The sequence below is a fragment of the Micromonospora sp. WMMD754 genome, assembly GCF_049315235.1.
Lineage (GTDB): Bacteria > Actinomycetota > Actinomycetes > Mycobacteriales > Micromonosporaceae > Micromonospora > Micromonospora sediminicola.
Genome location: NZ_CP186058.1, coordinates 3,312,835 through 3,334,546, shown reverse-complemented (window position 1 = coordinate 3,334,546; position 21,712 = coordinate 3,312,835). Strand labels below are relative to the sequence as shown.

26 protein-coding genes are annotated in these 21,712 nt (G+C 74.7%); 17 read left to right on the top strand and 9 right to left on the bottom strand.

The window, feature by feature from the left end; genetic code table 11:
- Nucleotides 1–11: 11 nt before the first annotated feature.
- Both ACN27B_RS16275 and ACN27B_RS16270 read right to left on the bottom strand, forming a co-directional pair.
- Nucleotides 12–1,634, bottom strand: coding sequence for an acetolactate synthase (locus tag ACN27B_RS16275; RefSeq protein ID WP_422745804.1), 1,623 nt, complete (start codon nt 1,632–1,634; stop codon nt 12–14).
- Nucleotides 1,635–1,706: 72 nt separating this feature from the next.
- Entirely contained in the window at nt 1,707–2,480 is a 774-nt protein-coding gene (locus ACN27B_RS16270) for an enoyl-CoA hydratase/isomerase family protein (RefSeq protein ID WP_422745802.1), read from the bottom strand.
- A gap of 110 nt (nt 2,481–2,590) precedes the next feature.
- On the opposite strand from ACN27B_RS16270, the gene ACN27B_RS16265 reads away from it, so the two are divergent.
- Nucleotides 2,591–3,139 carry a DUF6232 family protein gene (locus ACN27B_RS16265; RefSeq protein WP_422745800.1) on the top strand — a complete coding sequence of 183 codons (549 nt, stop codon included), beginning with the start codon at nt 2,591–2,593 and terminating at the stop codon, nt 3,137–3,139.
- Here the strand turns inward: ACN27B_RS16265 and ACN27B_RS16260 are convergent.
- Nucleotides 3,085–3,495: a nuclear transport factor 2 family protein gene (locus ACN27B_RS16260; protein ID WP_099162225.1), complete on the bottom strand. Its 411-nt coding sequence runs from the start codon at nt 3,493–3,495 to the stop codon at nt 3,085–3,087. The genes ACN27B_RS16265 and ACN27B_RS16260 overlap by 55 nt on opposite strands.
- A gap of 303 nt (nt 3,496–3,798) precedes the next feature.
- On the opposite strand from ACN27B_RS16260, the gene ACN27B_RS16255 reads away from it, so the two are divergent.
- From ACN27B_RS16255 to ACN27B_RS16245, 3 genes are all read left to right on the top strand, one after another.
- Nucleotides 3,799–4,281, top strand: a complete 483-nt coding sequence (locus ACN27B_RS16255) for a DUF6232 family protein (protein WP_422745797.1) — start codon at nt 3,799–3,801, stop codon at nt 4,279–4,281.
- Nucleotides 4,278–4,643 carry a hypothetical protein gene (locus ACN27B_RS16250; RefSeq protein WP_091580757.1) on the top strand — a complete coding sequence of 122 codons (366 nt, stop codon included), beginning with the start codon at nt 4,278–4,280 and terminating at the stop codon, nt 4,641–4,643. The genes ACN27B_RS16255 and ACN27B_RS16250 overlap by 4 nt, the downstream gene beginning before the upstream one ends.
- A 95-nt stretch (nt 4,644–4,738) precedes the next feature.
- Nucleotides 4,739–5,650 (top strand): alpha/beta hydrolase family protein, encoded by a 912-nt coding sequence (locus ACN27B_RS16245; RefSeq protein ID WP_099162226.1) that lies wholly within the window; start codon nt 4,739–4,741, stop codon nt 5,648–5,650.
- Between the two features lie 34 nt (nt 5,651–5,684).
- Here ACN27B_RS16245 and ACN27B_RS16240 read toward each other — a convergent pair whose 3' ends face one another.
- Nucleotides 5,685–7,238: an alpha/beta fold hydrolase gene (locus ACN27B_RS16240; protein WP_422745796.1), complete on the bottom strand. Its 1,554-nt coding sequence runs from the start codon at nt 7,236–7,238 to the stop codon at nt 5,685–5,687.
- A 104-nt stretch (nt 7,239–7,342) separates the two neighbouring features.
- Here ACN27B_RS16240 and ACN27B_RS16235 point away from each other — a divergent pair, with 104 nt between their 5' ends.
- Nucleotides 7,343–8,104 carry a hypothetical protein gene (locus ACN27B_RS16235; protein WP_422745795.1) on the top strand — a complete coding sequence of 254 codons (762 nt, stop codon included), beginning with the start codon at nt 7,343–7,345 and terminating at the stop codon, nt 8,102–8,104.
- A gap of 45 nt (nt 8,105–8,149) precedes the next feature.
- Here the strand turns inward: ACN27B_RS16235 and ACN27B_RS16230 are convergent, their stop codons facing one another.
- Both ACN27B_RS16230 and ACN27B_RS16225 read right to left on the bottom strand, forming a co-directional pair.
- On the bottom strand, nt 8,150–9,046 hold the full coding sequence (locus ACN27B_RS16230; protein WP_422745793.1) for a ribokinase: 897 nt from the start codon (nt 9,044–9,046) through the stop codon (nt 8,150–8,152).
- Nucleotides 9,047–9,063: 17 nt separating this feature from the next.
- The gene (locus tag ACN27B_RS16225; RefSeq protein ID WP_091580776.1) at nt 9,064–9,903 is read right to left on the bottom strand and encodes an ABC transporter ATP-binding protein; all 840 of its coding nucleotides are present in this window, start codon (nt 9,901–9,903) and stop codon (nt 9,064–9,066) included.
- A 133-nt stretch (nt 9,904–10,036) separates the two neighbouring features.
- Between ACN27B_RS16225 and ACN27B_RS16220 the strand changes: the two genes are divergently transcribed.
- Both ACN27B_RS16220 and ACN27B_RS16215 read left to right on the top strand, forming a co-directional pair.
- Nucleotides 10,037–11,041: an ATP-binding cassette domain-containing protein gene (locus tag ACN27B_RS16220; RefSeq protein ID WP_099162231.1), complete on the top strand. Its 1,005-nt coding sequence runs from the start codon at nt 10,037–10,039 to the stop codon at nt 11,039–11,041.
- Nucleotides 11,038–12,048 (top strand): ABC transporter permease subunit, encoded by a 1,011-nt coding sequence (locus tag ACN27B_RS16215; RefSeq protein ID WP_099162232.1) that lies wholly within the window; start codon nt 11,038–11,040, stop codon nt 12,046–12,048. The genes ACN27B_RS16220 and ACN27B_RS16215 overlap by 4 nt, the downstream gene beginning before the upstream one ends.
- 82 nt (nt 12,049–12,130) lie before the next feature.
- Here ACN27B_RS16215 and ACN27B_RS16210 read toward each other — a convergent pair whose 3' ends face one another.
- Entirely contained in the window at nt 12,131–13,336 is a 1,206-nt protein-coding gene (locus ACN27B_RS16210) for an ROK family transcriptional regulator (RefSeq protein ID WP_422745790.1), read from the bottom strand.
- 124 nt (nt 13,337–13,460) lie between these two features.
- Between ACN27B_RS16210 and ACN27B_RS16205 the strand changes: the two genes are divergently transcribed.
- The 4 genes from ACN27B_RS16205 (at nt 13,461) to ACN27B_RS16190 (ending at nt 16,615) form a co-directional block, all read left to right on the top strand.
- A complete protein-coding gene (locus ACN27B_RS16205; RefSeq protein ID WP_422745788.1) occupies nt 13,461–14,915 on the top strand; it encodes a glycoside hydrolase family 3 N-terminal domain-containing protein in 1,455 nt (484 codons plus the stop codon).
- Between the two features lie 131 nt (nt 14,916–15,046).
- Nucleotides 15,047–15,490, top strand: a complete 444-nt coding sequence (locus tag ACN27B_RS16200) for a hypothetical protein (RefSeq protein WP_091580796.1) — start codon at nt 15,047–15,049, stop codon at nt 15,488–15,490.
- Nucleotides 15,487–15,975, top strand: a complete 489-nt coding sequence (locus tag ACN27B_RS16195; protein WP_099162235.1) for a thiol-disulfide oxidoreductase DCC family protein — start codon at nt 15,487–15,489, stop codon at nt 15,973–15,975. The genes ACN27B_RS16200 and ACN27B_RS16195 overlap by 4 nt, the downstream gene beginning before the upstream one ends.
- Nucleotides 15,908–16,615: a TetR/AcrR family transcriptional regulator gene (locus tag ACN27B_RS16190; RefSeq protein ID WP_099162236.1), complete on the top strand. Its 708-nt coding sequence runs from the start codon at nt 15,908–15,910 to the stop codon at nt 16,613–16,615. The genes ACN27B_RS16195 and ACN27B_RS16190 overlap by 68 nt, the downstream gene beginning before the upstream one ends.
- Nucleotides 16,616–16,808: 193 nt before the next feature.
- Here ACN27B_RS16190 and ACN27B_RS16185 read toward each other — a convergent pair whose 3' ends face one another.
- Entirely contained in the window at nt 16,809–17,474 is a 666-nt protein-coding gene (locus ACN27B_RS16185) for a GNAT family N-acetyltransferase (RefSeq protein WP_099162237.1), read from the bottom strand.
- Between the two features lie 115 nt (nt 17,475–17,589).
- Between ACN27B_RS16185 and ACN27B_RS16180 the strand changes: the two genes are divergently transcribed.
- The 6 genes from ACN27B_RS16180 (at nt 17,590) to ACN27B_RS16155 (ending at nt 20,925) form a co-directional block, all read left to right on the top strand.
- A complete protein-coding gene (locus ACN27B_RS16180; protein ID WP_099162238.1) occupies nt 17,590–18,285 on the top strand; it encodes a response regulator transcription factor in 696 nt (231 codons plus the stop codon).
- Nucleotides 18,278–19,297: a sensor histidine kinase gene (locus ACN27B_RS16175; RefSeq protein WP_396822820.1), complete on the top strand. Its 1,020-nt coding sequence runs from the start codon at nt 18,278–18,280 to the stop codon at nt 19,295–19,297. Before ACN27B_RS16180 ends, ACN27B_RS16175 begins: the two co-directional genes overlap by 8 nt.
- Nucleotides 19,298–19,379: 82 nt before the next feature.
- Nucleotides 19,380–19,565 (top strand): DNA repair protein, encoded by a 186-nt coding sequence (locus ACN27B_RS16170; protein ID WP_422745784.1) that lies wholly within the window; start codon nt 19,380–19,382, stop codon nt 19,563–19,565.
- Nucleotides 19,566–19,628: 63 nt separating this feature from the next.
- Nucleotides 19,629–19,886, top strand: a complete 258-nt coding sequence (locus tag ACN27B_RS16165) for a type II toxin-antitoxin system VapB family antitoxin (RefSeq protein WP_099162240.1) — start codon at nt 19,629–19,631, stop codon at nt 19,884–19,886.
- Complete coding sequence (locus ACN27B_RS16160; RefSeq protein ID WP_422745782.1) at nt 19,886–20,305, top strand: PIN domain nuclease; 420 nt, start codon at nt 19,886–19,888, stop codon at nt 20,303–20,305. The genes ACN27B_RS16165 and ACN27B_RS16160 overlap by 1 nt, the downstream gene beginning before the upstream one ends.
- 101 nt (nt 20,306–20,406) lie before the next feature.
- Nucleotides 20,407–20,925: a hypothetical protein gene (locus ACN27B_RS16155; RefSeq protein ID WP_099162242.1), complete on the top strand. Its 519-nt coding sequence runs from the start codon at nt 20,407–20,409 to the stop codon at nt 20,923–20,925.
- Between the two features lie 47 nt (nt 20,926–20,972).
- Here the strand turns inward: ACN27B_RS16155 and ACN27B_RS16150 are convergent, their stop codons facing one another.
- Entirely contained in the window at nt 20,973–21,710 is a 738-nt protein-coding gene (locus ACN27B_RS16150) for a Clp protease N-terminal domain-containing protein (protein WP_099162243.1), read from the bottom strand.
- Nucleotides 21,711–21,712 lie beyond the last annotated feature (2 nt).

Genomic DNA, 21,712 nt, shown 5'->3' with positions numbered 1-21,712 from the left:
GGCCGTCGCGTTCAGGCCAGGTTCGACGAGCGGGGGTACGCGTCCGTCGGGTCGGTCAGCACGTTGACCAGGTACGGCACGCCGGCGTCGAACGCGCGGCCCAGCGCCGGCCCGAGGTCGGCGGCCTTCTCCACCGTCTCGCCCGCGCCGCCCAGCGCCTCGACCACCTTGTCGTAGCGCAGCCCCGGCTGGAGGTCGGCGGCGACGTCGTAGCCGTACATGGCCCGCATCGGGTGCTTCTCCAGGCCCCAGATGCCGTTGTTGCCGACCACGATCACCACCGGCAGCTTCTGCCGGACCAGCGACTCCACGTCCATCAGCGAGAAGCCGGCCGCGCCGTCGCCCATCAGCACGCAGATCTGCCGGTCCGGGTGGCTGACCCGGGCGCCCATCGCGTAGCCCATGCCGGTGCCGAGGCAGCCGTACGGGCCGGGGTCGAGCCACGTGCCGGGCTGGGCGGGCTCCAGGTACCTGCCCGCGTACGAGACGAAGTCGCCGCCGTCGCCGATGGTGATGGCGTCCGGGGCGAGCACCTTGCGCAGCTCGCCGTAGATCCGGGCCGGCCGGATCGGGTCGGTCTCGGCGGCCATCTCCTCGCCGTCGCGGGCCTTCGCCGCGTCCTCGGCGGTGCGCAGCTCGGCGATCCAGTCGGCGTGGTCGGCCCTCTCGCCGGTGTGGTCGGCGAACGCGCCGAGGATCAGCCGCAGGTCGCCGGCGGGCGCGGCGGCCGGCTGTACGTGCCCGGCGCGCTGGCTGGGCGCGTCCACCACGTGCACCACCGTGGCGTCGCCGAAGTCGCCGAAGGAGAGCCGGAAGTCCAGCGGCGTGCCGACCACGACGACCACGTCGGCGCCCTTGAGCGCGACCCGGCGGGCCTTGGCGAAGGCGAGCGGGTGCGTCGGCGGCAGCGCGCCCCGACCCATGCCGTTGGTGAACACCGGCACCTGGAGGGACTCGGCGGCGGCACGCAGCGCCTCGACGGCGTCCCCGGCGTACACGTCCGAACCGGCGATGATCACCGGCCGGGACGCGCCGGCGATCAGGCCGGCCGCCCGGGCCACCTCGTCCGGGTCGGGCTCGATCGGCGCCGGCGCGGTGACCGCCGGCAGCTCGGCGTCGCCGACCGAGAAGACCGCCTCCAACGGGAAGTCCAGGAAGACCGGGCCACGGTGCGGGGTGAGCGCGGTGGTCAGCGCCGCGGAGACGGCCCGCGGGATGTCGTCGACGCTGAACACCGTCTCGGCGTGCTTGGTCACCGGGGCGACCAGCGGCAGGTGGTCCATCTCCTGGAGGCTGCCGGAGCCCCAGCGGAACTGCGGCGCGCGCCCACCCATCACCAGCACCGGTGAGGCGTTGAAGAACGCGCTGGTCAGCCCGGAGACGCCGTTGGTGACGCCGGGACCGGCGGTGAGCACGGCCAGGCCGGGGCGGCGCTGGAGCTTGGCCACCGCCTCGGCGGCGAACACGGCGGACTGCTCGTGCCGGACGTCGTAGAGGGGGAAACCCGCCTTGTGCGCGGCGTCGTAGAGCGGGAAGACGTGCCCGCCGGAGAGCGTGAACATCTCCCGTACGCCGTGCGCGCGCAACGCCGCGAGCGCCAGCTCGCCGCCGTGCCCCTCGAGGTGTTCCGTCATGCCACTCCCCTTCGTCGCCCGACCGGAGTCACACGCTACTGGCCGGTAGCGTGGATGTGAACAGCTCTCGCGTCAGCGGCCGGTGAAGCCCGGCTTGCGCTTCTCCACGAACGCCGCCATGCCCTCGCGCCGGTCGTCGGTGGCGAACAACGCCGCGAAGAGCTGGCTCTCCCAGGCCAGGCCGGAGGTGAGGTCCATGTCCAGACCGCCGTCGACCGCCGCCTTCGCCGCCCGCAGCGCCTGCACCGGGCCGGTCAGGAACGGCTTCACGTACGCCACCGCGGCGTCGTAGACCTCGGCGGCCGGGACCACCCGGTCGGCCAGGCCGATGCGCAGCGCCTCCTCGGCGTCGACCATCCGCCCGGTCATGATCAGATCCTTGGCGCGGGCCGGGCCGACCAGCCGGGCCAGCCGCTGGGTGCCACCGGCGCCCGGGATGATGCCGAGCTTGATCTCCGGCTGGCCGAGCTTCGCGTCCTCGGCGACGATCCGCCAGTCGCAGGCCAGCGCCAGCTCGCAGCCGCCGCCGAGCGCGTACCCGGTGATCGCGGCGACGACCGGCTTGGGGATCCGGGCGATCGCGCCCAGCGCGCTGGACAGGTCGGCGGCCCGCTCGGCCATGTCCACGTAGGACATGTCCGCCATCTCCTTGATGTCCGCGCCGGCGGCGAAGACCTTCTCCCCGCCGTACACGATGACGGCGCGGACCTCGGCGTCGGCGGTGGCCGCCGCGGCGGCGGCGCGCAACTCCTCCTGCACCTGGGTGTTGAGCGCGTTCATCGGCGGCCGCTCCAGCCGGATGGTGCCGATGCCGTCCTTCACTTCCAGCCTGACGAACTCGCCCACGCTGCCCTCACTTCCGCGTCGAAGTAGCGTGCCAACCTTACGACCCGGATCGTTGGGGTAGACAGTGTGGTGTCGACGGCTCCGGGTCGCCGGCCACCGGGAGTGAGGCCATGATCACCTACTACGACGACCGGTCGGTCCAGGTCACGTCCACGACGGTACGGGTGGACGGGCGCAGCTACCCGCTGGCCGAGCTGACCATGGTGTGGCACCGGCGGGGCGACCGCTCGTGGCGGGTGCTCGCCGGGCGGGGCGCGATCGGCGCCGCGCTCGCCGGCCCGCTGGTGGCCGCCCTGCTCGGCATCGGGCTGGCCGTCTGGCTGCACCGCTCCCCCGCCGTGACCATCGCGATCGTCGGCGCCTCGGTGCTGGTCGGCCTCGCCGTCGGCCCGCTCGCGGACGTGCTCTTCGAACACCTGGACCGCTCGTACGTGCGGGGCAGCCGCCAACTGGAGATGTGGGCCCGCTGGCACGGCCGCCCGGTGCGACTGCTGCGCACCGGCGACGCGCTGCGCTTCGGGCAGATCTACCGGGCGGTGCAGCGGGCCATGGAGCACGTGCCCGCCGGCCCCGGCCGGACCGCTCCCGGCCGGACCGCTCCCGGTCAGAACGTGATCGGCTCGTCCGGCAGCAGCCCGAGACCGCGCAGCAGACCGTAGGTGTCCTGCTCGCCCCAGAACTGCACGATCCGCCCACCGGCCAGCCGGTACATCTTGCAGGCGCTCTGCACCGTGGTCGCCCCGGTGGCGTCCCGCCGGTAGGTCTGCGCCATCGACACCACCACCCGGTCCTCCGCCGCGAAGATCTCCAGGATCTCCTGGTCGAGCACGGTCAGGCCGGGCGAGGAGACGGCCGCCTCGGCATACCGCCGGCCGCGCACGCGGGTGCCGGACCCGTAGACCTCCACGTCCTCGTGCACCACCTCGGCCAACTCGGCGAGGTCCTTGGTGACGAACGTGCGCAGGTAACGCCGGACCACCTCGACGTTGCGCGCCCGCTCGTCCCGATCCGTCATGCCCGGCACGCTAGCGTCTCGAAGATCCTGCCCGCTCGCCCGCTGAGGCTGTACGCGGTGCCTTTCGAGCTGATGGCACGAACGACTCACCTCCTGACCAGGCCACCCTCCTTCTTGATCCCCTCCACTTCGCCGAGGTGGCGTGACCGGACACGCTTCGATACCGCCACTTCGCCGAGATGGAGTCGATCACGAGTGCGGACCTGACCACTTCGCCGAAGTGGCGAGCAACGGCGACCGGCGGCACGACGACCGGCGGAACACGCAGCGGCACGGGTGGCGCACAGATGGTTACGCTGATTTATGACCCTCTATTACCGGGACGACGCGGTACAGGTCACCTCGGAGGCCATCCACGCGGGGGGCCAGGTGATCGCGCTCGCCGACGTCACGTACGTCTGGCACGCCCGCGGCGCGACCACGCTGGCGGTCCGGGGCCGGGTGCTCGGGCGCGGGGTGCTGGTCCTGCTGCTCTCGCTGCCCCCGTTGGTGGCGCTGGTCTGCGTGCTCTCGCTGGCGTGGGCGGCGCAGGACCGGGGCGAGTGGCAGCTGGCGCTGATCATCCTGGCCGCGTTCGTGGTCGGCGGGCTGGCGCTCACCCCGTTCCTGGAGGTGCCGCTCGGCTGGCTGGACCGTTCCTACGAGCGGGGCAACCGGGTGCACGAGCTGTGGGTGCAGCACCACGGCCGGGAGTCGATGCTGGTGCGTACGCCGGACGCGTTACGGTTCGGGCAGATCTACCGGGCCGTGCAGCGCGCCGTCGAACAGCAGGGAGACCGACGATGACCCACCGTCGCGGCGAAGCAGTCGCGCTCGCCGGGCTGCTCGCCGCCGCGGGCGTCACGCACTTCGCCCGCCCCGGCTTCTACGACCCGATCGTGCCGCGCGCCCTGCCCGGGCCGGCCCGCTTCTGGACGTACGCCTCCGGGGTGGCCGAGCTGGCCGTGGCGGCGGCGGTGGCGCATCCGGCGACCCGGCGGCGCGGCGGGCTGGCCGCGGCGGCCCTGTTCGCCGCGGTGCTGCCGGCGAACGCGCAGATGGCCTGGGACTGGCGCCGACGCCGGCCGGCGCAGCGGGCGATCGCCTACGGCCGGGTGCCGATGCAGGCGCCGCTGATCTGGTGGGCGTTGCGGGTCGCCCGGTCATAACACAGCGGTTATTGACCAACCGGGGTGTTACCCCCGGCCGCCGACCCTGCTCTCCTGAGTGGACATTCATGTCCATCGCTCAGCAGGAGGGTGCCATGTTGCGGAGACTCACCGTCGCGGTCGCGGCGGCGCTCAGCCTGACGCTGCCGGCGAGTGGCGTCCACGCCGCCGGCGCGGCGTCGGCCGACCCGTCCGCGCCCGGCCCGTACGCGGCCGGCTACGTCGACGCCACCGTCAGCGCGTCCGGCCGCTCCTTCTCGGCCCGGATCACCTACCCGGCCACCGCCGCCGGCAAGGGTCAGCCGGTCGCCGCCGGCCGGTTCCCGGCGATCGCGTTCGGCCACGGCTTCCTCCAGTCGGTGTCGAAGTACTCCTCGACGCTGTCCCACCTGTCGACCTGGGGGTTCATCGTCGTCGCCCCGACCTCGCAGGGCGGCCTGTCGCCCAACCACAGCGCCTTCGCCGACGACCTGAACGCGGCCCTGACCTGGACCGTGGCCCAGGACACCACGGCCGGTTCCCGGTTCGCCGGGCACGTCGCCGTCGACCGGCTGGGCCTGTCCGGGCACTCCATGGGCGGCGGGGCGAGCATCCTGGCCGCCGCCCGCAACCCGCGCGTCGTGACGGTGGCGAACCTGGCCGCCGCCGAGACCAACCCCTCCGCCGTGTCGGCCGCGGCCGGCGTCACCGTCCCGGTGCAGCTGATCGCCGGCGAACGCGACGGCATCGCGCCACCGGCCGACCACCAGCGCCCGATCTACGCCGCCAAGCCACCGACCAAGCAGCTCCGGACCGTCAGGGGCGGCTCGCACTGCGGCTTCATGGACAGCGGCTCGCTCTTCTGCGACAGCGGCTCGATCAGCCGGACGGTCCAGCTCCAGCTGACCCGACGGCTGCTCACCGAGTGGTTCCTGCGCCACCTGGCCGGCGACGCGGCCTACGAGGACGCGGTCTGGGGCACCCCGGCGCGGACCGACCCGCAGGTGGTCTTCGAGGGCGTGCGCTGAGCGGGCGGGCCGGGGCGGGCGGTCCCGCCCCGGCTCAGGCAAGCGGCAGCGTGGTGGCGATCGGCCAGGCCAGCAGCACCGCGCCGACCAGCGGCGGCAGCCACCACGGCGCGCCCCGCCGGCGCAGCACCCCCGCCCAGGCCACCTGCCAGGCGACCAGCGCCGCGAAGAGCGGCACCACCAGCAGCACGAACCCGGGGGCCAGGCCGGTCACCGCGGCCGCGGCCAGGACCACCACGCCGAGCCCGCCGACCACCGCGTACCGGCCGCCCCGGCCGTCGGCGACCAGCTCGGCGCCGAGCAGGAAGGCCAGGCAGCAGAGCAGCACCACGGGCAGCAGCCACCAGCGGGCGCCGACCGGCGTGGCCGAGGTGAACCCGAGGTGCAGCGGCAGCGCGACGGCGAGCACCGCGTACCCGACGAGCGCCGCGGCCACCCCGACGGCTCGCCCCGCCCGGACGGTGACCCCGGGCGCCGCCGGACGCGACCAGCGGTGCGCGGCCGTCAGCAGCCCGCCGGTGAGCAGCAGGAACACGGCGACATGCCCACCCACCGCGAGCGGCAGCCGGGCGGTCGGCAGCGGGGCGGCGAGCACCGCGCCGAGCCCGGCCGCCCCCACCGCCACGACGAGCCACCGACCCGGCCACGCGGCGCCCGGGCGGGCGGCCCCGGGCCCGACCGGGGCGGGCGGGCCGGCAGCCCTGGGCGCGACCGTCTCGGGCGGGCCGGCGGTCACCGGGTCCGGCGGGCGGCGCAGCAGCACCGCGGCCAGCGGCACGAAGCCCAGCCCCAGGCCGAGCAGGAGCAGGCCGGCGCCGGCCAGACGGGTCAGCGGCGCGGGTGGCGGGCCACCCGGACGGCCGGGGATCGCGGCCACCACCGCGGCGTGGGTGCGCGGCGCGAAGAGCACCGAGATGTGCTCGGTGCCGGGCGCCACCACCCGCTGCCGCGATCCCGGCGGGCCGCCGCGTGCCGCCTGGTCGGCGGCGCGGCGGAAGTCGGGGAACTCCAGCCCGCCGACGACCAGCGTCAGGTTGCCCGACCAGCCCGCCGGCACGTCCCCGGCGTCAGGCAGCGAGATCGCCACGGTGCGGGCGAGTTCCGGGTGGTCGACCGCGTAACGGGTGACCGCGCCGGCCCCCATCGAGTGTCCGACCAGGACGACCCGATCCGGATCCACGCCCGGCCGGCTCCGCAGCCACCCGACGGCGACGTCCAGGTCGTGCCGCAGGAGCGCCCGCGCCCGCTGGTCGTCCCGACCCGCGCCGGGCAGCCGGGACGGGTTGGCGCCGTGCCCGGAGAAATCGAGCAGCACGGCGACCCCGCCGTGCCGGGCCACCGAGTCGGCCAGCGGCCGCATCAGCCGGGCCGAGCCGGCGAACCCGTGCGCGATCACCACCCCGGGCCGGGGACCGTCGCCCCCGCCGGCCGCCCGGACCTCGGTGAGCGGCACCCCGGCGACGGTCGCCCGCCGGGTGTCCAGGCCGGCGTCCGCACGGACCAGCAGCAGAGCGCCGAGGACGACGGCGAGCAGCGCGACCGCGCCGAACGCGAGGAGACGCCGCGGAGCCGGGCCGGGGTCGGGCATGCCGGCACCCTACGCGTCCGGGCCCCCGACCGGGAGAGCCGGCGTGACGTGCGCCGCCCGTCCTCACCCGGCGTGACTGGCCGGGGCGACGCACACTGGTCGGCATGGCGATCCCACTTCCCCGGCCCGGCGCCGTCGTCGGCCTCACCCGCTCCGCCCTCGACCAGGCGCTCGGTTCGGCTGCCGCGTTCGCCGCCGTACCCGCCCGCGCCTTCGCCGTGCTCGACGAGGTGGAGGCGCTGGTGCGCCGGATCAACGGCGTGGTCGACCGGATCGAGGGGACGCTCGACCGGACCGACCGGGTGCTCACCGACGCCGAGGCCGCGGTGCGCGAGGTGGGCGTCATCAGCGCCGCCGCGACCGTGGCGATCGACACCGCGACCGAGGTGGCCGCCGCGGCCGCCGTGGTGGTCGGCGAGGCCGAGCGGGTCTCGGCCGCGGCCGCGACCGTGGTGGGCGAGGCCGACCGGGTGGCCCGGGCGGCGGCCGTCGTGGTGGCCGAGGCGGACGCGGTGGCGGGCCGGGCGGCCGGCACGGTGGCCACCGCCGAGCAGGCCGCCGGCACCGCGACCGAGCTGCTCGGGGCGTACGAGTCGACGCTGCGCCGCGCGGCGCCGATGGCGGCCCGCTTCGTGGAGCAGCTCAGCCCGGAGGAGGTGACCGCCGCGATCCGGCTGGTCGACGAGCTGCCGAAGCTCAAGGAGCACCTCACCTCGGACGTGCTGCCGATCCTGGCCACGCTGGACCGGGTCGGCCCGGACCTGCACGACCTGCTCGACGTCACCCGTGACCTCAAGCTCGCGGTGGCCGGCATCCCCGGGCTCGGCATGCTGCGCCGGCGCGGCGAGCGCTCCGAGGGTGCGTAAGGAAGGGCCCCCTCTTAACGCCTCCGGTAGTGGAAGGGGCCCTTGTTAACACCCGGCGAACAGCGCGTCGATCTCCGCGCGGTGCGGCAGCGCCACCGAGGCGCCGAGCTTGCGGACACAGGCCGCCCCGGCCGCGGCGGCCCACCGCACCGCCTCGGCGAGGTCCCGTCCCTCGCCCCAGGCGACGGCGAGCGCGGCCGTGAACGCGTCCCCGGCGGCGGTGGAGTCGACCACCTCCACCGGCACCGCCGGCACGTGCACCGCCGGGCGGTCCCGGTCGACGTACCACGCGCCGTCGCCGCCGAGCGTGAGCACCGCCCGGGGCACCAGGTCGAGCAGCGCGGCCGGCGCGTCCCGGCCGTGCCCGGTCAGCGCCTGCGCCTCGGGCTCGTTGACCACCAGCAGGTCGGTCGCGGCCAGCAGGTCGGCCGGCAGCGGCCGGGCCGGCGCCGCGTTGAGCACCACCCGGGTGCCGGCGGCACGGGCCGCGAGCGCCGCCTCGGTCACCGTCTCGACCGGCACCTCGAGCTGCGCGACCAGCACGTCCGCCTCGCGTACGGCGGTCAGCTCGTCCTCGGTCGGCGCGGTGAACGCCTCGTTCGCGCCGGGGGTGACCAGGATGGCGTTCTCCCCCGCGCCGCCGACCATGACCAGGGCGACGCCGGACGGGCCGTACATCACCCGCAGGTGACCGGTGTCCACGCCGGCCGCGGTCATCCGGGCCCGGAGGGTGACCCCGAACGCGTCCGACCCGATCGCGCCCAGGAAGACGCAGGACGCGCCGGCGCGCACGGCGGCGACCGCCTGGTTGGCGCCCTTTCCGCCGGGCAGCATGACGAACTCGCTGCCGAGCACGGTCTCGCCCGGCCGGGGCAGCGCGGCGGCGGTGCCGACCAGGTCCATGTTGGCGCTGCCGACGACGGCGATCCGGGTCTGCTGCACGACGGGGTCCCGTCCGCTCAGGCGGCGCGCGCGGTCCAGCGGTCGCCGGACCGCGAGACGACCAGCGGCAGGCCGAAGGTCTTCGACAGGTTGTCGGCGGTGAGCACGTCGGCGAGCAGACCCTGCGCCACCACCGTGCCCTCGCGCAGCAGCAAGGCGTGCGTGAAGCCCGGCGGGATCTCCTCGACGTGGTGGGTGACCAGCACCATGGCCGGCGCGTCCGGGTCGTACGCCAGCTCGGCGAGCCGGGCGACCAGGTCCTCCCGCCCGCCCAGGTCGAGCCCGGCGGCGGGCTCGTCCAGCAGCAGCAACTCCGGGTCGGTCATCAGCGCGCGGGCGATCTGCACGCGCTTGCGCTCGCCCTCGGAGAGCGTGCCGTAGGCGCGGTCGGCGAGGTGGCCGACGCCGAGCTGGCTCAGCAGCGCGGCGGCGCGCGCCTCGTCGGTGCGGTCGTAGCTCTCCCGCCAGCGGCCGACCACCGACCAGGCGGCGGTCACGACCACGTCGACGACCCGCTCCTCGGCGGGGATCCGCTCGGCGAGGGTGGCGGTGGAGAGGCCGATCCGGGTCCGCAGCTCGTTGACGTCGGTGCGGCCGATGCGCTCGCCGAGCACGTGCGCGACGCCGCTGCTCGGGTGCAGCCGGCCGGCGGCCAGGTTGAGCAGGGTGGTCTTGCCGGCGCCGTTCGGGCCGAGCAGCACCCACCGTTCGTCCAGCTCGACCCGCCAGTCGACGTCGTGCACCAGCGCGGTGCCGGAGCGCGTGACGCCCACCCCGTCGAGGCTGACCACCAGATCCGCGTCCACGGTCGAGGGGGCGGGGGCGCCCGGGGCGCCGGGGATCAGGTCACCAGTCACCGCCCCATCCAATCACGCACCCGGCCCGGCGCCCCCCACGGGCGGGGCCGCCGCCATAGGGTGGGGCGCCGTGTCGTTGGTCACCGCATCCGGAAGGACGACTCATGCCCGACCCCTGCCGGGAGGCACGCGGATGAGCGCGGTCATCGAGATCGCCGGTCTGCGCAAGACGTTCCACACCGTGCGCCAGGGGCGGCGGGTCGCCGTCGACGACTTCGACATGCTGGTCGAGGCGGGCCAGGTGCACGGCTTCCTGGGGCCGAACGGCTCCGGCAAGACGACCACGCTGCGGGCGCTGCTCGGGCTGGTCCGGCCGGACTCCGGCTCGATGCAGGTGCTGGGTGTCCGGTCCCCCGAGCGACTCCCCGAGGTGGCCGGCCGGGTCGGCGCGATCGTGGAGAGCCCGCAGTTCTTCGGCAACTTCACCGCCCACCGGACGCTGCGCCTGCTGGCCGTGGCCGGTGGGGTGCCCACAAGCCGGGTGGACGAGGTGTTGGAGCAGGTCGGCCTGCGGGACCGGGGAGACGAGCGGGTCAAGGGCTACTCGCTGGGCATGAAGCAGCGGCTGGCCGTCGCCTCCGCCCTGTTGAAGCGCCCGGAGCTGCTGATCCTGGACGAGCCGGCGAACGGGCTGGACCCGGCCGGCATCCGCGAGATGCGCGATCTCACCCGGTCGCTCGCCGCGGCCGGGGTGACCGTGCTGCTGTCCAGCCACATCCTGGCCGAGATCCAGCTGATCTGCGACCACGTGACGATCGTCAGCCGGGGGCGGCGGGTCGCGTACGGGCGGGTGGACGAGGTGCTGGCCGGCTTCGACCAGCACCAGTGGCAGGTCCGGGTGGCCGACGTGGAGCAGGCCGAGCAGTTGCTGGGCCGGGCCGGGCTGACGGTCACCGCCGGGCCGGACCACCTCGTGGTGACCGGCGTGGTCGACCCCGAGGTGATCAGCCGCACGCTGGGCGAGCAGGGCCTGTGGGTGCGCGAGCTGATCCCGCTCCGCCCCGACCTGGAGAGCGTCTTCCTGGAGCTCACCGGTGGGCACGAGCACGTCGCGGTGCCGCGGCAGGTGGACGGCGCGCCGCCGAGCGACGGAGTCATCGACCTGGACGTCCGCGAGAGCCGGGAGGTGGACGCGTGAACCTGGTCCGTGCCGAGCTGGAGCGGCTCGCCGCCCGGCGCTTCGTGCAACTCATGGTGGTGCTGCTGGCGGCCGCCTTCGCGGTGACCGTGGTGACCACGCTGGGCGGCTCGCACCGCCCGACCGAGGTGGAGCTGGGCCGGGCCCAGGCGCAGGCCGCGGAGGAGGTACGGCGGCTGGAGCTGGCGCACGACCGCTGCCTGCGGATCAAGGCGGGCACGCTCACCGCCGACGAGAACGACTACCTGCCGCGCGACTGCGCCCAGATCGACCCGGCCCAGTCCGACACGTTGCCGACCGCCTCCGACTACCTCAGCGGCGTCTTCGTCTTCGCCAAGGAGGCCGAGCCGCTGCTGTTCTTCCTGATCGCGTTCCTCGCGCTGTTCGGGTTCCTGGTCGGCGCCTCGTACATCGGGGCGGACCTGAACTCGGGCGGCGTGGTCAACCTGCTGCTGTGGCGGCCACGACGGCCGACCGTGCTGGCCGCGAAGCTCGGCACGCTGCTGGGCGGGCTGCTGGCGCTCTCGGTGCTGGCGTCGGTGGCCTACCTGGGGTCGTTCTGGTTGATCGGGCAGGCGTCCGGGCTGACCGGCCGGACGGGCGGCGACTTCTGGGTGACGCTCGGCGCGATCTGGGCGCGCGGGCTGGTGCTGGTGCTGGCCACCGCGGCACTCGGGTTCGCCGTCGCGACGCTGGGCCGGCACACCTCGGCGGCGCTCGGCACGGTCGCCGCGTACGTGGTGGTGTGGGAACTGGGCGCGCGGCTGGTGTTCCAGATCCTGGAGGTCGGCCGCCCGGACCGGTTCATGCTCTCCAGCTACCTGGCCGCCTGGCTCAACGGCGAGGTGCGGTTCTGGGACGGCAACGCGTGCAGCACCGGGATCTCCGGCTTCTGCGACGGCTCGTACACGCTGACCTGGGTGTCGGGCATGGTGGTCCTGCTCGGGCTCACCGCCGCGCTGGTGGCCGCCGCGTTCACCGTGTTCCGTCGGCGCGACCTGATCTGAGGGCGACCCCGCCCCGGCAACTCCTTGCGAACCCTGGCGCCATGATGAAGGATTCCTTCACATGGCGCCAGGGTGCACGCGGTCAGCCGACCGTCGAGCCGAACACCTCGTCCCGGACCGCGTCCAGCGCGGTACGCAGCGCGCCGCGCAGGATCGGCTCCTCGGTCAGCCCGGTGGTCACCACCCGGGGCCGGACCAGCGTGATCGCGGCGACCTCGTGCTGCACCCGCTCGGCCAGCGCCGACCCGCCCGCCTGCCCGACCGCGCCGGCGAGCACCACCAGCGGCGGGTCGAGCACCACGCAGGTGCTCGCCACCCCGAGCGCGAGCCGGCGGGCCAGTTCGTCCAGCACCGGGCCACCGTCGGCGCCGGCGGCGACGGCGGCGCGTACCGCCTCGGCGGCCCGGGCCGCCGCGGCGCCCTGCTCCACCGCGTCCGCCGTGGCGAAGCCGTGCTCGGCGGCCACCGCGCGGACCGCGTCGGCGCCGGCGAGCTGCTGGAACGCCGGCTTGGCGCGCTTCGACACGTCCCGTGGGATCGGCGCGCCGGGCACCGGCAGGTAGCCGATCTCGCCGGCCGCGCCGCTGCTGCCGTGGTGCAGGCGGCCACCCAGCATGATCGCCAGGCCGACACCCGCGTCCACCCAGACCAGTACGAAGTCGGCGGTCCCCCGGGCCGCGCCCGACTGCGCCTCGGCGACCGCGGCCAGGTTCACGTCGTTCTCGAAGACGACCGGCGTGTCCAGGTCCTCGCGGAGTGCGGCGAGCAGGCCGCTGTGCCAGCGCGGCAGGTTGAACGCGAACGTGATGTCGCCGGTCTGCGGGTCGACCAGGCCGGGGGTGCCGAGCACCACGCGCCGGACGGCGGACAGCTCCGCCCCGGCGCTGCTGGCCGCCCGGACCACCGCGTTGTGCACCACGCCGACCGGGTCGTCGGTGTCCCTGGTGGACTGCTCGACCCGGCCGACCACCGCGCCGGTGATGTCGGCGCAGGCCGCCACCACCCGCTCGGCGCCGACGTCCACGCCGACCACGTACGCGCTGCCCGGTCGCACCGCGTAGAGCTGGGCGTTCGGGCCCCGCCCGCCGGCCTGCTCACCGACCCGGGCGACCAGCCCGCGCTCCTCCAGCCGCTCGACGAGCTGGGAGGCGGTGACCTTGGACAGCCCGGTCAGCTCGCCGATCCGGGCCCGGGTCAGCGGCCCGCGTTCGAGCAGCAGTTCCAGCGCCGCTCGGTCGTTGAGCGCCCGCAACAGTCGGGGGGTGCCGGGCAGCCGGGTCGCACTCATGCCAACGTCCTCAATTTTTCCGTAAAGTTTCTAACCATAAAACGCCTGCCGAAGGGTGCCCGTTAGCGTATCGGCCACCCCGGTCCCGAGAGGTCGGACGACCCGGCAGGGAAAGGGGATACTCGTGGGGCTCGATCCAGGACTCCGTCGGCTCGCGCTGGGCACGTTGCTGGCCGCGTACGCCGGCCCGGTCCCGCCGGACTGGGCGGTCGACCTGCTCGCCGACGGGCTCGCCGGGCACACCCTGTTCGGCACCAACGTCCACGACCCGGCCCAGGTGGCGGCGTCCACCGCGGCGCTGCGCGCCGGCCGTCCCGACGTGATCCTGGCGATCGACGAGGAGGGTGGGGACGTCACCCGGCTGGCCCACGCCACCGGCAGCCCCTACCCGGGCAACGCGGCGCTCGGCGCGGTGGACGACCCCGACCTCACCCGCCGGGTCTACGCGGCGATCGGCGGCGAGCTGGCCGCGCTCGGCCTCACCCTCGACCTGGCTCCGACGGTGGACGTGAACACCGCCGACGAGAACCCGGTGATCGGCACCCGGTCGTTCGGCGCGGACCCGAAGCGGGTGGCGGTCCACTCGGCCGCGGCCGTGGCCGGCCTCCAGTCGGCCGGCGTCGCCGCCTGCGCCAAGCACTTCCCCGGGCACGGCGCCACGGTCGCCGACTCCCACCACGAGCTGCCCACCGTCGACGTGCCGCCGGCCGTGCTGCGCGAGCGCGACCTGCCGCCGTTCGCCGCCGTGGTCGACGCCGGCGTCCGGGCCGTGATGACCGCGCACATCCGGGTGCCGGCGTTGACCGGCGACGGTCCGGCCACGTTCAGCCGGGCCGTGCTGGTCGACCTGCTGCGCGGCGAGTACGGCTTCACCGGCGCGGTGATCACCGACGCGCTGGAGATGAAGGGCGCCGCGCTGGCGGCCGGCGGGGTGGGTCCGGCCGCGGTCCGGGCGCTGGCCGCCGGCGCCGACCTGCTCTGCATCGGCGCGAAGGTCGACGCCGCCCTGGTCGAGCTGGTCGCCGCGGAGATCGTCGCGGGGATCGGCGACGGTCGGTTGGACCGGGCCCGGGTCGAGGAGGCCGCCGGCCGCACCGCCGCGCTCGCCGCCTGGACCGGCCCGGCCGACGGGCCCGCGCCGGTCGCCGCCGACCTGGGCTACGCCGCCGCGCTGCGGGCGGTGCACGTCGAGGGCGACCTGACCGCCGCGGGCGCGCCGCTGGTGGTGCAGGTGCACGCGACCTCCACGATCGCCGAGGGACGGGTGCCGTGGGGGCTCGGGCCGCACCTGCCCGCCGACGTGGCGCAGGCCCGGGCGGTGGCCGGGGAGACCGACCCGGCCGAGCTGCGCGCGCTCGCCGGGGACCGGCCGGTCGTGCTGGTCGGGCGTCACCTGCACCGGCTGCCCGGAGCACGGGAGCTGATCGAGGCGCTGGCCGCCACGCACCCGGTGACGGTGGTGGAGATGGGTTGGCCGGGCGCCTGGCGGCCGGCCGGGGCGCGCGCCTTCGTCGCCACCTACGGCGCCAGCCACGCCAACGGCCGCGCCGCCGCGAAGGTGCTCGGCCTGACCGACTGACCCGTACCGCCCGACCCGGCCCGCCGTCCGCGACGGCGGGCCGGCGCACGTTCCGGACTTGAACACGTTCAAGAAACGTCGTACGCTCGGCGCGACATCAATTTGAACGCGTTCAAGAGAGGCGACGGGGGATGGACGTGAAGGTGTGGATGTACCTGACCTACCTCGCGGTGAGCATCGGCCTGACCATCTGGGTGGCGCGGGCGCTCTCCCGCAACGGGCTGGTGTTCCTGCAGGACGTGTTCGCCGACAGCCGGCTGGCCGACGCGGTCAACAGCCTGCTGGTGGTCGGCTTCTACCTGCTCAACCTGGGCTACGTCACGGTGGCCATGAAGGAGTCCGGCCCGGTCGGCGACGCCAGCCAGGCGCTGGAGCAGCTCTCGCTCAAGGTGGGGCTGGTGCTGCTGGTCCTGGGCGCGCTGCACTTCTTCAACGTGTTCGCGCTCGGCCGCTACCGGCGCGGCCGACTGCGGCAGCAGGCGACCCACCCGCCGCTGCCTCCGGTCGCCGTGCTCCCGCCCCAGGGCGGCCCGCACCCCGTTCCACCGGCGGGGCCGATCCCGCCGGCCCGGTGACGTCCGCCCCGGGCGGGCACCCGTCGGATCCCACCGGGCACGGGGCCGGTGGGATCCGCGGGTTCACCGTCCTCTACGACGCGGACTGCCCACTGTGCCGGGCCGCCCGGCGGTGGCTCGCCTCGCGCGCCCAGCTCGTACCGCTGGAGTTCGTGCCGGCCGGGTCGGCGGAGGCCCGGCGGCGCCTCCCCGGGCTGGACCACGACGCCACGCTGCGGGACCTGACCGTGGTGGCCGACACCGGCGCGGTCTACACCGGCGACGGTGCCTGGTTCGCCTGCCTGTGGGCGCTGGCCGAGCACCGCCGCACGGCCGAACGACTGGCCCGCCCGCACCTGCTGCCGCTGGCCCGGCGGGTCGTGGCGGCCGCCGCCGCGGTCCGCGAACGGATCCGGGAACCGGGATACGGTGACGACGATGACCGAGCAGAGTGCGCCGACGACCGCTGCGGGTGGCCCGAGCACCGGGTCGACCGCCCGGGGTGAGCAGACCCGCCGGCTGATCCTGGACACCGCCCTGCGGCTGTTCCGCGAGCGGGGGTACGCGCGCACCACCATGCGGGCGGTGGCCCAGGAGGCCGGCGTGGCGGTGGGCAACGCCTACTACTACTTCGGCTCGAAGGAACACCTGATCCAGGAGTTCTACGCGGAGACCCAGCAGGAGCACCGGGCGGTCGCCGCCCCGGTGCTCGCCCGGGAACGGGACTTCGCGCCGCGACTGGCCGGGGTGCTGCACGCCGGCGTGGACGTGCTGAGCCCGTACCACTCGTTCGCCGGCACGTTCTTCAAGACCGCGGCGGAGCCCACCTCGCCGCTCAGCCCGTTCTCCACCGAGTCGTCCGCCCCCCGCGAGGCGTCGGTGTCGCTCTTCCGCGAGGTGCTCGCGGGCTCCACCGCCAAGCTCGACGACGAACTGCGGGAGTCGCTGCCGGAACTGCTCTGGCTCGGCTACATGGGCGTGGTGCTCTACTGGGTGCACGACCGCTCGCCCGGACAGGTCAAGACCCGCCAGCTCATCGACGGCGTGGTGCCGCTGGTCGACCGGCTCGTCGGGCTGTCCCGCCTGCGGGTGCTGCGACCGGTCACCCGGCAGGCGCTCAGCGTGATCCACACGCTGCGTCACTGAGCCCGGCGGTCCCGCCCGACGGGAGTGCGCAGGTCAAGTCCGTAACCGGACAGGGTCAACCGCCGCCACGTCCCTTGCCCGTCACCCGTTCGCACACATAGCGTTACCAGGGTCGGGACCTGGGGGGAGAGGCAGCGGACCGTGGATCCGGCCCGGGATCCACGGTCCGCGCCCACGTCGCGCGCGGTCGGGCTCAGTGCGGGAAGACGCCGAACGAGGTCCACCCCCGGTCCGGGAACCCGGCCGCCTCGGCCACCCGGGCGGAGGCGTGGTTGTCCGCGTCGTGCAGGTAGGTGGGGATCGCGCCCTCGTCCAACACCCGCCGGGCCGCCTGGGCGACCAGCCGTCGGGCCAGCCCGCGCCCCCGGGCCGCCTTCGTCGTGCCGACCGCCAACTCGTGCCCGTACGCGTCGTGCCGCTTGATCCCCACCCCGGCCAGGTACGCGCCGTCGTCGTCCCGGACCACCAGCACCTCCCGGTCGAACAGGCGCAGCCAGGGCGGTGCGCCGGGCACCGTCGGCGGCAGCCACTCCCCCACGTCGGGCAGCGGCGCCGGGTCGGTGCACCACCGGAACGCTCCGGCCTGCGTGGTGAACTCCGGCGTGCCCACCGTCGCCGGCAGCGCGGGCAGCCACTCGTCGCGCGGACGCCCGCGGATCAGCGCCCGGACCGCCTCCACCCGGTCCGGCGCCACGGAGAGGATCGCGCTGCCGTCCACCGCGACCCCGATCGCCGGGCGCAGCCGACCGTCCCAGGCCGGGCGGGCACGACGGTAGGAGCGGACCACGTGCCATCCCGGTGCCGCCGGCCACTGCCCCAACCAGGTCGCCAGATGCAGGAAGAGCCGTCGGTCGAGCACATGATCACGGTACGCCCGCCGGACCCGCTCCGAACCGCGCACACCGTAAGAACCTGGCAATGGCTCACGCTCCCGCCCGTGGCTACGCTGGCCTCTCCGTACGCGGGAGGTGCGCGTGGCGCAGCGGGTGCTGGTGGTGGACGACGACCGGACGGTCGCGGACGTGGTCTGCCGCTACCTGGAGCACGCCGGCTACGAGGTCGAGCACGTCGGCGACGGGTCGGCGGCCCTGGACAGCGTGGCCCGCCGTCCGCCGCACCTGGTGGTGCTGGACCTGATGCTGCCCGTGCTGGACGGGCTGGAGGTGTGCCGGCGGCTGCGGGAGCGGCCGGACGGCGTACCCATCGTCATGCTCACCGCCCGCGGCGACGAGGCCGACCGGATCCTCGGCCTGCAACTGGGCGCGGACGACTACCTGGGCAAGCCGTTCTCCCCGCGGGAGCTCGTGCTGCGGGTCCGCTCGGTGCTGCGCCGGGCCGGCGGGGAGCCGGCCGCCGCGCCGCCGGAGCTGCTCGCCGACGGCGGCCTGGAGGTGGAGACCGGCCCCCGCGTGGCCCGCCTGCACGGCCGCGAGCTGACCCTCACGTTGCGCGAGTTCGACCTGCTGGCCCACCTGATGCGGCATCCGGCCCGCGCGTTCCGCCGGGCCGAACTGCTGGACCGGGTGTGGGGCTGGAGCTTCGGCGACCAGTCGACGGTGACCGTGCACGTGCGGCGGCTGCGGGAGAAGATCGAGGACGACCCGGCGCGACCCCGCCGCATCGTCACGGTCTGGGGCGTCGGCTACCGGTACGAGCCGGCCGATGCGTGACCTCGCGCTGATCTTCGGTGTGGCGCTGGCCGCTGCGCTCGCCGTCGGGCTGGTCGGCGCGGTGACGTTGCGGCTGCTGCGCGGCCGGTCGATCACGGTGCACATCTCGGTGCTGCTGGCCATGACCGTCGGCGCGGTGGCCGCCGGGGTGGCCGGGGTCGCCCAGGCCATGTTCCTCTCCCCGCACGACCTCCAGGTGGTGCTGGCCACCGTGGCCGCCGGCGGCGTGGTGAGCCTGGCGGTGGGCTGGCTGTTCGGCCGCCGGCTGGCCGCCGCCGCGGTCTGGGCCGACCAGGCGCGCGAGCGGGAGCGACGGATCGAGAAGGGCCGGCGCGACCTGGTCGCCTGGGTCTCGCACGACCTGCGTACACCGCTGGCCGGCCTGCGCGCGATGGCCGAGGCGCTGGAGGACGGGGTGGTCGGCGACCCGGCCACGGTGGCCGAGTACCACCGCCGGATCCGGGTCGAGACCGACCGGATGACCCGACTGGTCGACGACCTGTTCGAACTGTCCCGGATCAATGCCGGCGCGCTGCGGCTGTCGATGTCCGCGGTGCCGCTCGGCGACGTGGTCTCGGACGCGCTGGCCGGGGCGGCCCCGCTCGCGGCGGCCCGGCGGATCCGGCTCGTCGCCCCCGAGGCGGGCTGGCCGACGGTCACCGCCAGCGAGCGGGAGCTGGCCCGGGTGGTGGGCAACCTGCTGCTCAACGCGATCCGCTACACCCCGGAGGACGGCACGGTGCGGGTGGACGCCGGGTGCGAGGTCGACACGGCCTGGCTGGCCGTCGCCGACACCTGTGGCGGGATCCCCGAGGACGACCTGTCCCGCGTCTTCGACGTGGCGTTCCGCGGTGAGCCGGCCCGCACCCCGGCGGTCGAGCCGGGCGGGTCCGGCGGCCTCGGCCTGGCGATCGTGCGCGGGTTGGTTGAGGCGCACGGCGGGCGGGTAGAGGTGCAGAACGTCAGCGACGGATGCCGATTCGTGGTCCGCCTGCCGGCCGCAGGAATCTGACGCCCCGACGGAACCGCACGCATCGATCCTGCGTCATATTCATTTCCATACATGGACAAGTTTCTCTGGGACGGTAGTGGTCATGCCGAATCATCCGAATGACCGATTCCAGCAGGACGCGGAGCAGAGCTGGCGGGCCGCCGACTCCGCCGGGCGGTTCCCGGCGCAGCCGGGCTACCGCGAGGCCCGCGACCGGGGACTCACCTGGGCCGAGCTGAACACCCAGCCCGCCGACAGCTCCGCCTGGCGCGGCCTCACGACCCGCTGACGCACCACGCCAGGCTCGCCTTTGATGCCTACGCGGCGGCGATTCTGGTGTACGTTCGAAGGCATGACACGCATCACGGTGGATGTGAACGACGAGTGGCTCGAAGCGGCGCGTGAAGCCCTGGGCACCGACACCAAGGTGGCCACGATCAACGCCGCGCTGCACGCGTTCGCGGTCCGCCGGCAGGCCCGGGAGATCGTCGCCGCCTTCGACCAGGTCGAGATGGACTTCAGTGAGTCGGCCGCGGCCTGGCGCTACGGCGGCGGGCGGGACCTGAGCCGGCTGGCCGAGAACGCACGTGAGGGTGAGGCGGCCGCCTGATGGCTGGCCGGATCTACCTCGCGGACACCTCGGTCTACGTACTCCAGGCTCGTCACCCGGTCGTTCGGAAGCGCTTCGAGACGCTGCTGGCGGAAGGGCGTCTCGCCGCCTGCCAGATGACCTCACTCGAATACCTGAACAACGCCCCGAACCCGGAGGGCTACGAAATCCTCTGGCAGGCCCTGCGCGGACAACGCTGGCTGGACGTCACCGCCGAGGCGATGGACCGGGCCATGTCGGTTCATCGGATGCTGGCCGCGGACAGCCAGCACCGAAACTTCCGGCTGCCCGACCTCGTCATCGCGGCGACCGCCGAGCTCCACGGTGCGGTGGTGTTGCACTACGACGCCGACTACGACCGGATCGCCGCACTCACCGGCCAGCCCACCGAGTGGGTGGCCGCCAAGGGGAGTCTCTGAGGCGCGGCGACACACCGGACGGCGGGCGTCCAGGGCTTCGCACACCTGTGCGGTAGCGTCTTGTGGTCCGATTTCCGGCTACGACAGGAGAAGCTCCGCGCATGGGCAAGAAGACGATCCACGTCTCCGACTTCACCGGCCAGGTGCTGTCCCCCGACGACGAGGTGGTCAAGGTCGTCGTGCTGGAGCACCCGGACCTGGTCGCCGGGCCCGTGCAACTGGACGCCACCCCGGTCGACGTGGAGAGCATCGACGACGCGGCGCTGGACGTGGCCGTGGTGGAGATCCACGACCGGCACGGCGGCGGCGAGCCGCGCCGGGTGGTGCTGACCGCCAGCGAGTTCGACGCGATGGCCACCGACGTGCCGATGGCGCAGCTCCTGCGCACCGCCGAGCGGGTGAAGCCGCCGAAGGCCCGGCGGGCCGCCGAGAAGATCGACTACGGCACCATCGACCACGCCGGCCGGCCGCACCGGGGCCGGGTCACCGAGGAGGAGGCCCGGCTGGTCCGGGACCGCCTCGACGAGGTGAACAAGCGACTCGCCGACGCCGGCATCCGCCAGGTCGACCCCGCCGACCCGGAGCACGCCGCCCGTTACGGCTTCCCCACCGCCGACTGACCGCTCGCGTCGGGCACGTGCCCCCGTGACACGTGCCCGACGCCGGGTCAGGCCCGCTTGCGCGTCAACTCCGCCAGCGCGCCCTCCACCGCGGACTCCATCGCGTCCTTGCGCAGGCCGAGCCCGCCGAGCACGCCCCCGTCGCCCTCCTCCTCCAACAGGGCGAGCAGGATGTGCTCCGTACCGATGTAGTTGTGCCCCATCCGCAGCGCCTCCCGGAACGTCAGCTCCAACACCTTCTTGGCGCGTGCGTCGTAGGGGATCAGGTCCGGGACCTGGTCGGCCTTCGCCGGCAGCGTCGCGGCGACGGCCTCCCGGAACATCTCCAGGGGTACGCCCTTCGCCACGATCAACGCGGCCGCCAGCCCGTCCGGCTCGGCGAGCAGCCCGAGCGCGACGTGCCCCGGGGTGATCTCGGCGTTGCCGGCGGCCCGCGCCTCCTCCTGCGAGGCCAGCACCACGTTGCGGGCGCGCGGCGTGAACCGGCCGAACCCGGCGCTCGGATCGAGCGCGGCGGCGGTCTCCACCTTGGCGGCGGAACGCTTCTGGGCGGCCTGCTTGCTCACCCCCATGCTGCGGCCGATCTCCGTCCACGAGGCGCCGGAACGGCGCGCCTGGTCGACGAAGTGCCCGATCAGGTGGTCGGCGACGTCGCCCAGGTGGTCGGCGACCAGGACCGCGTCGGCGAGCTGGTCGAGTGCGTTGGAACGGGTCTTCTTGATGCCCTCGATCAGCTCGTCGAGGCGCACCGGGTGGCTCATCGTGAGCGGTTCGGTCTCATCCATGC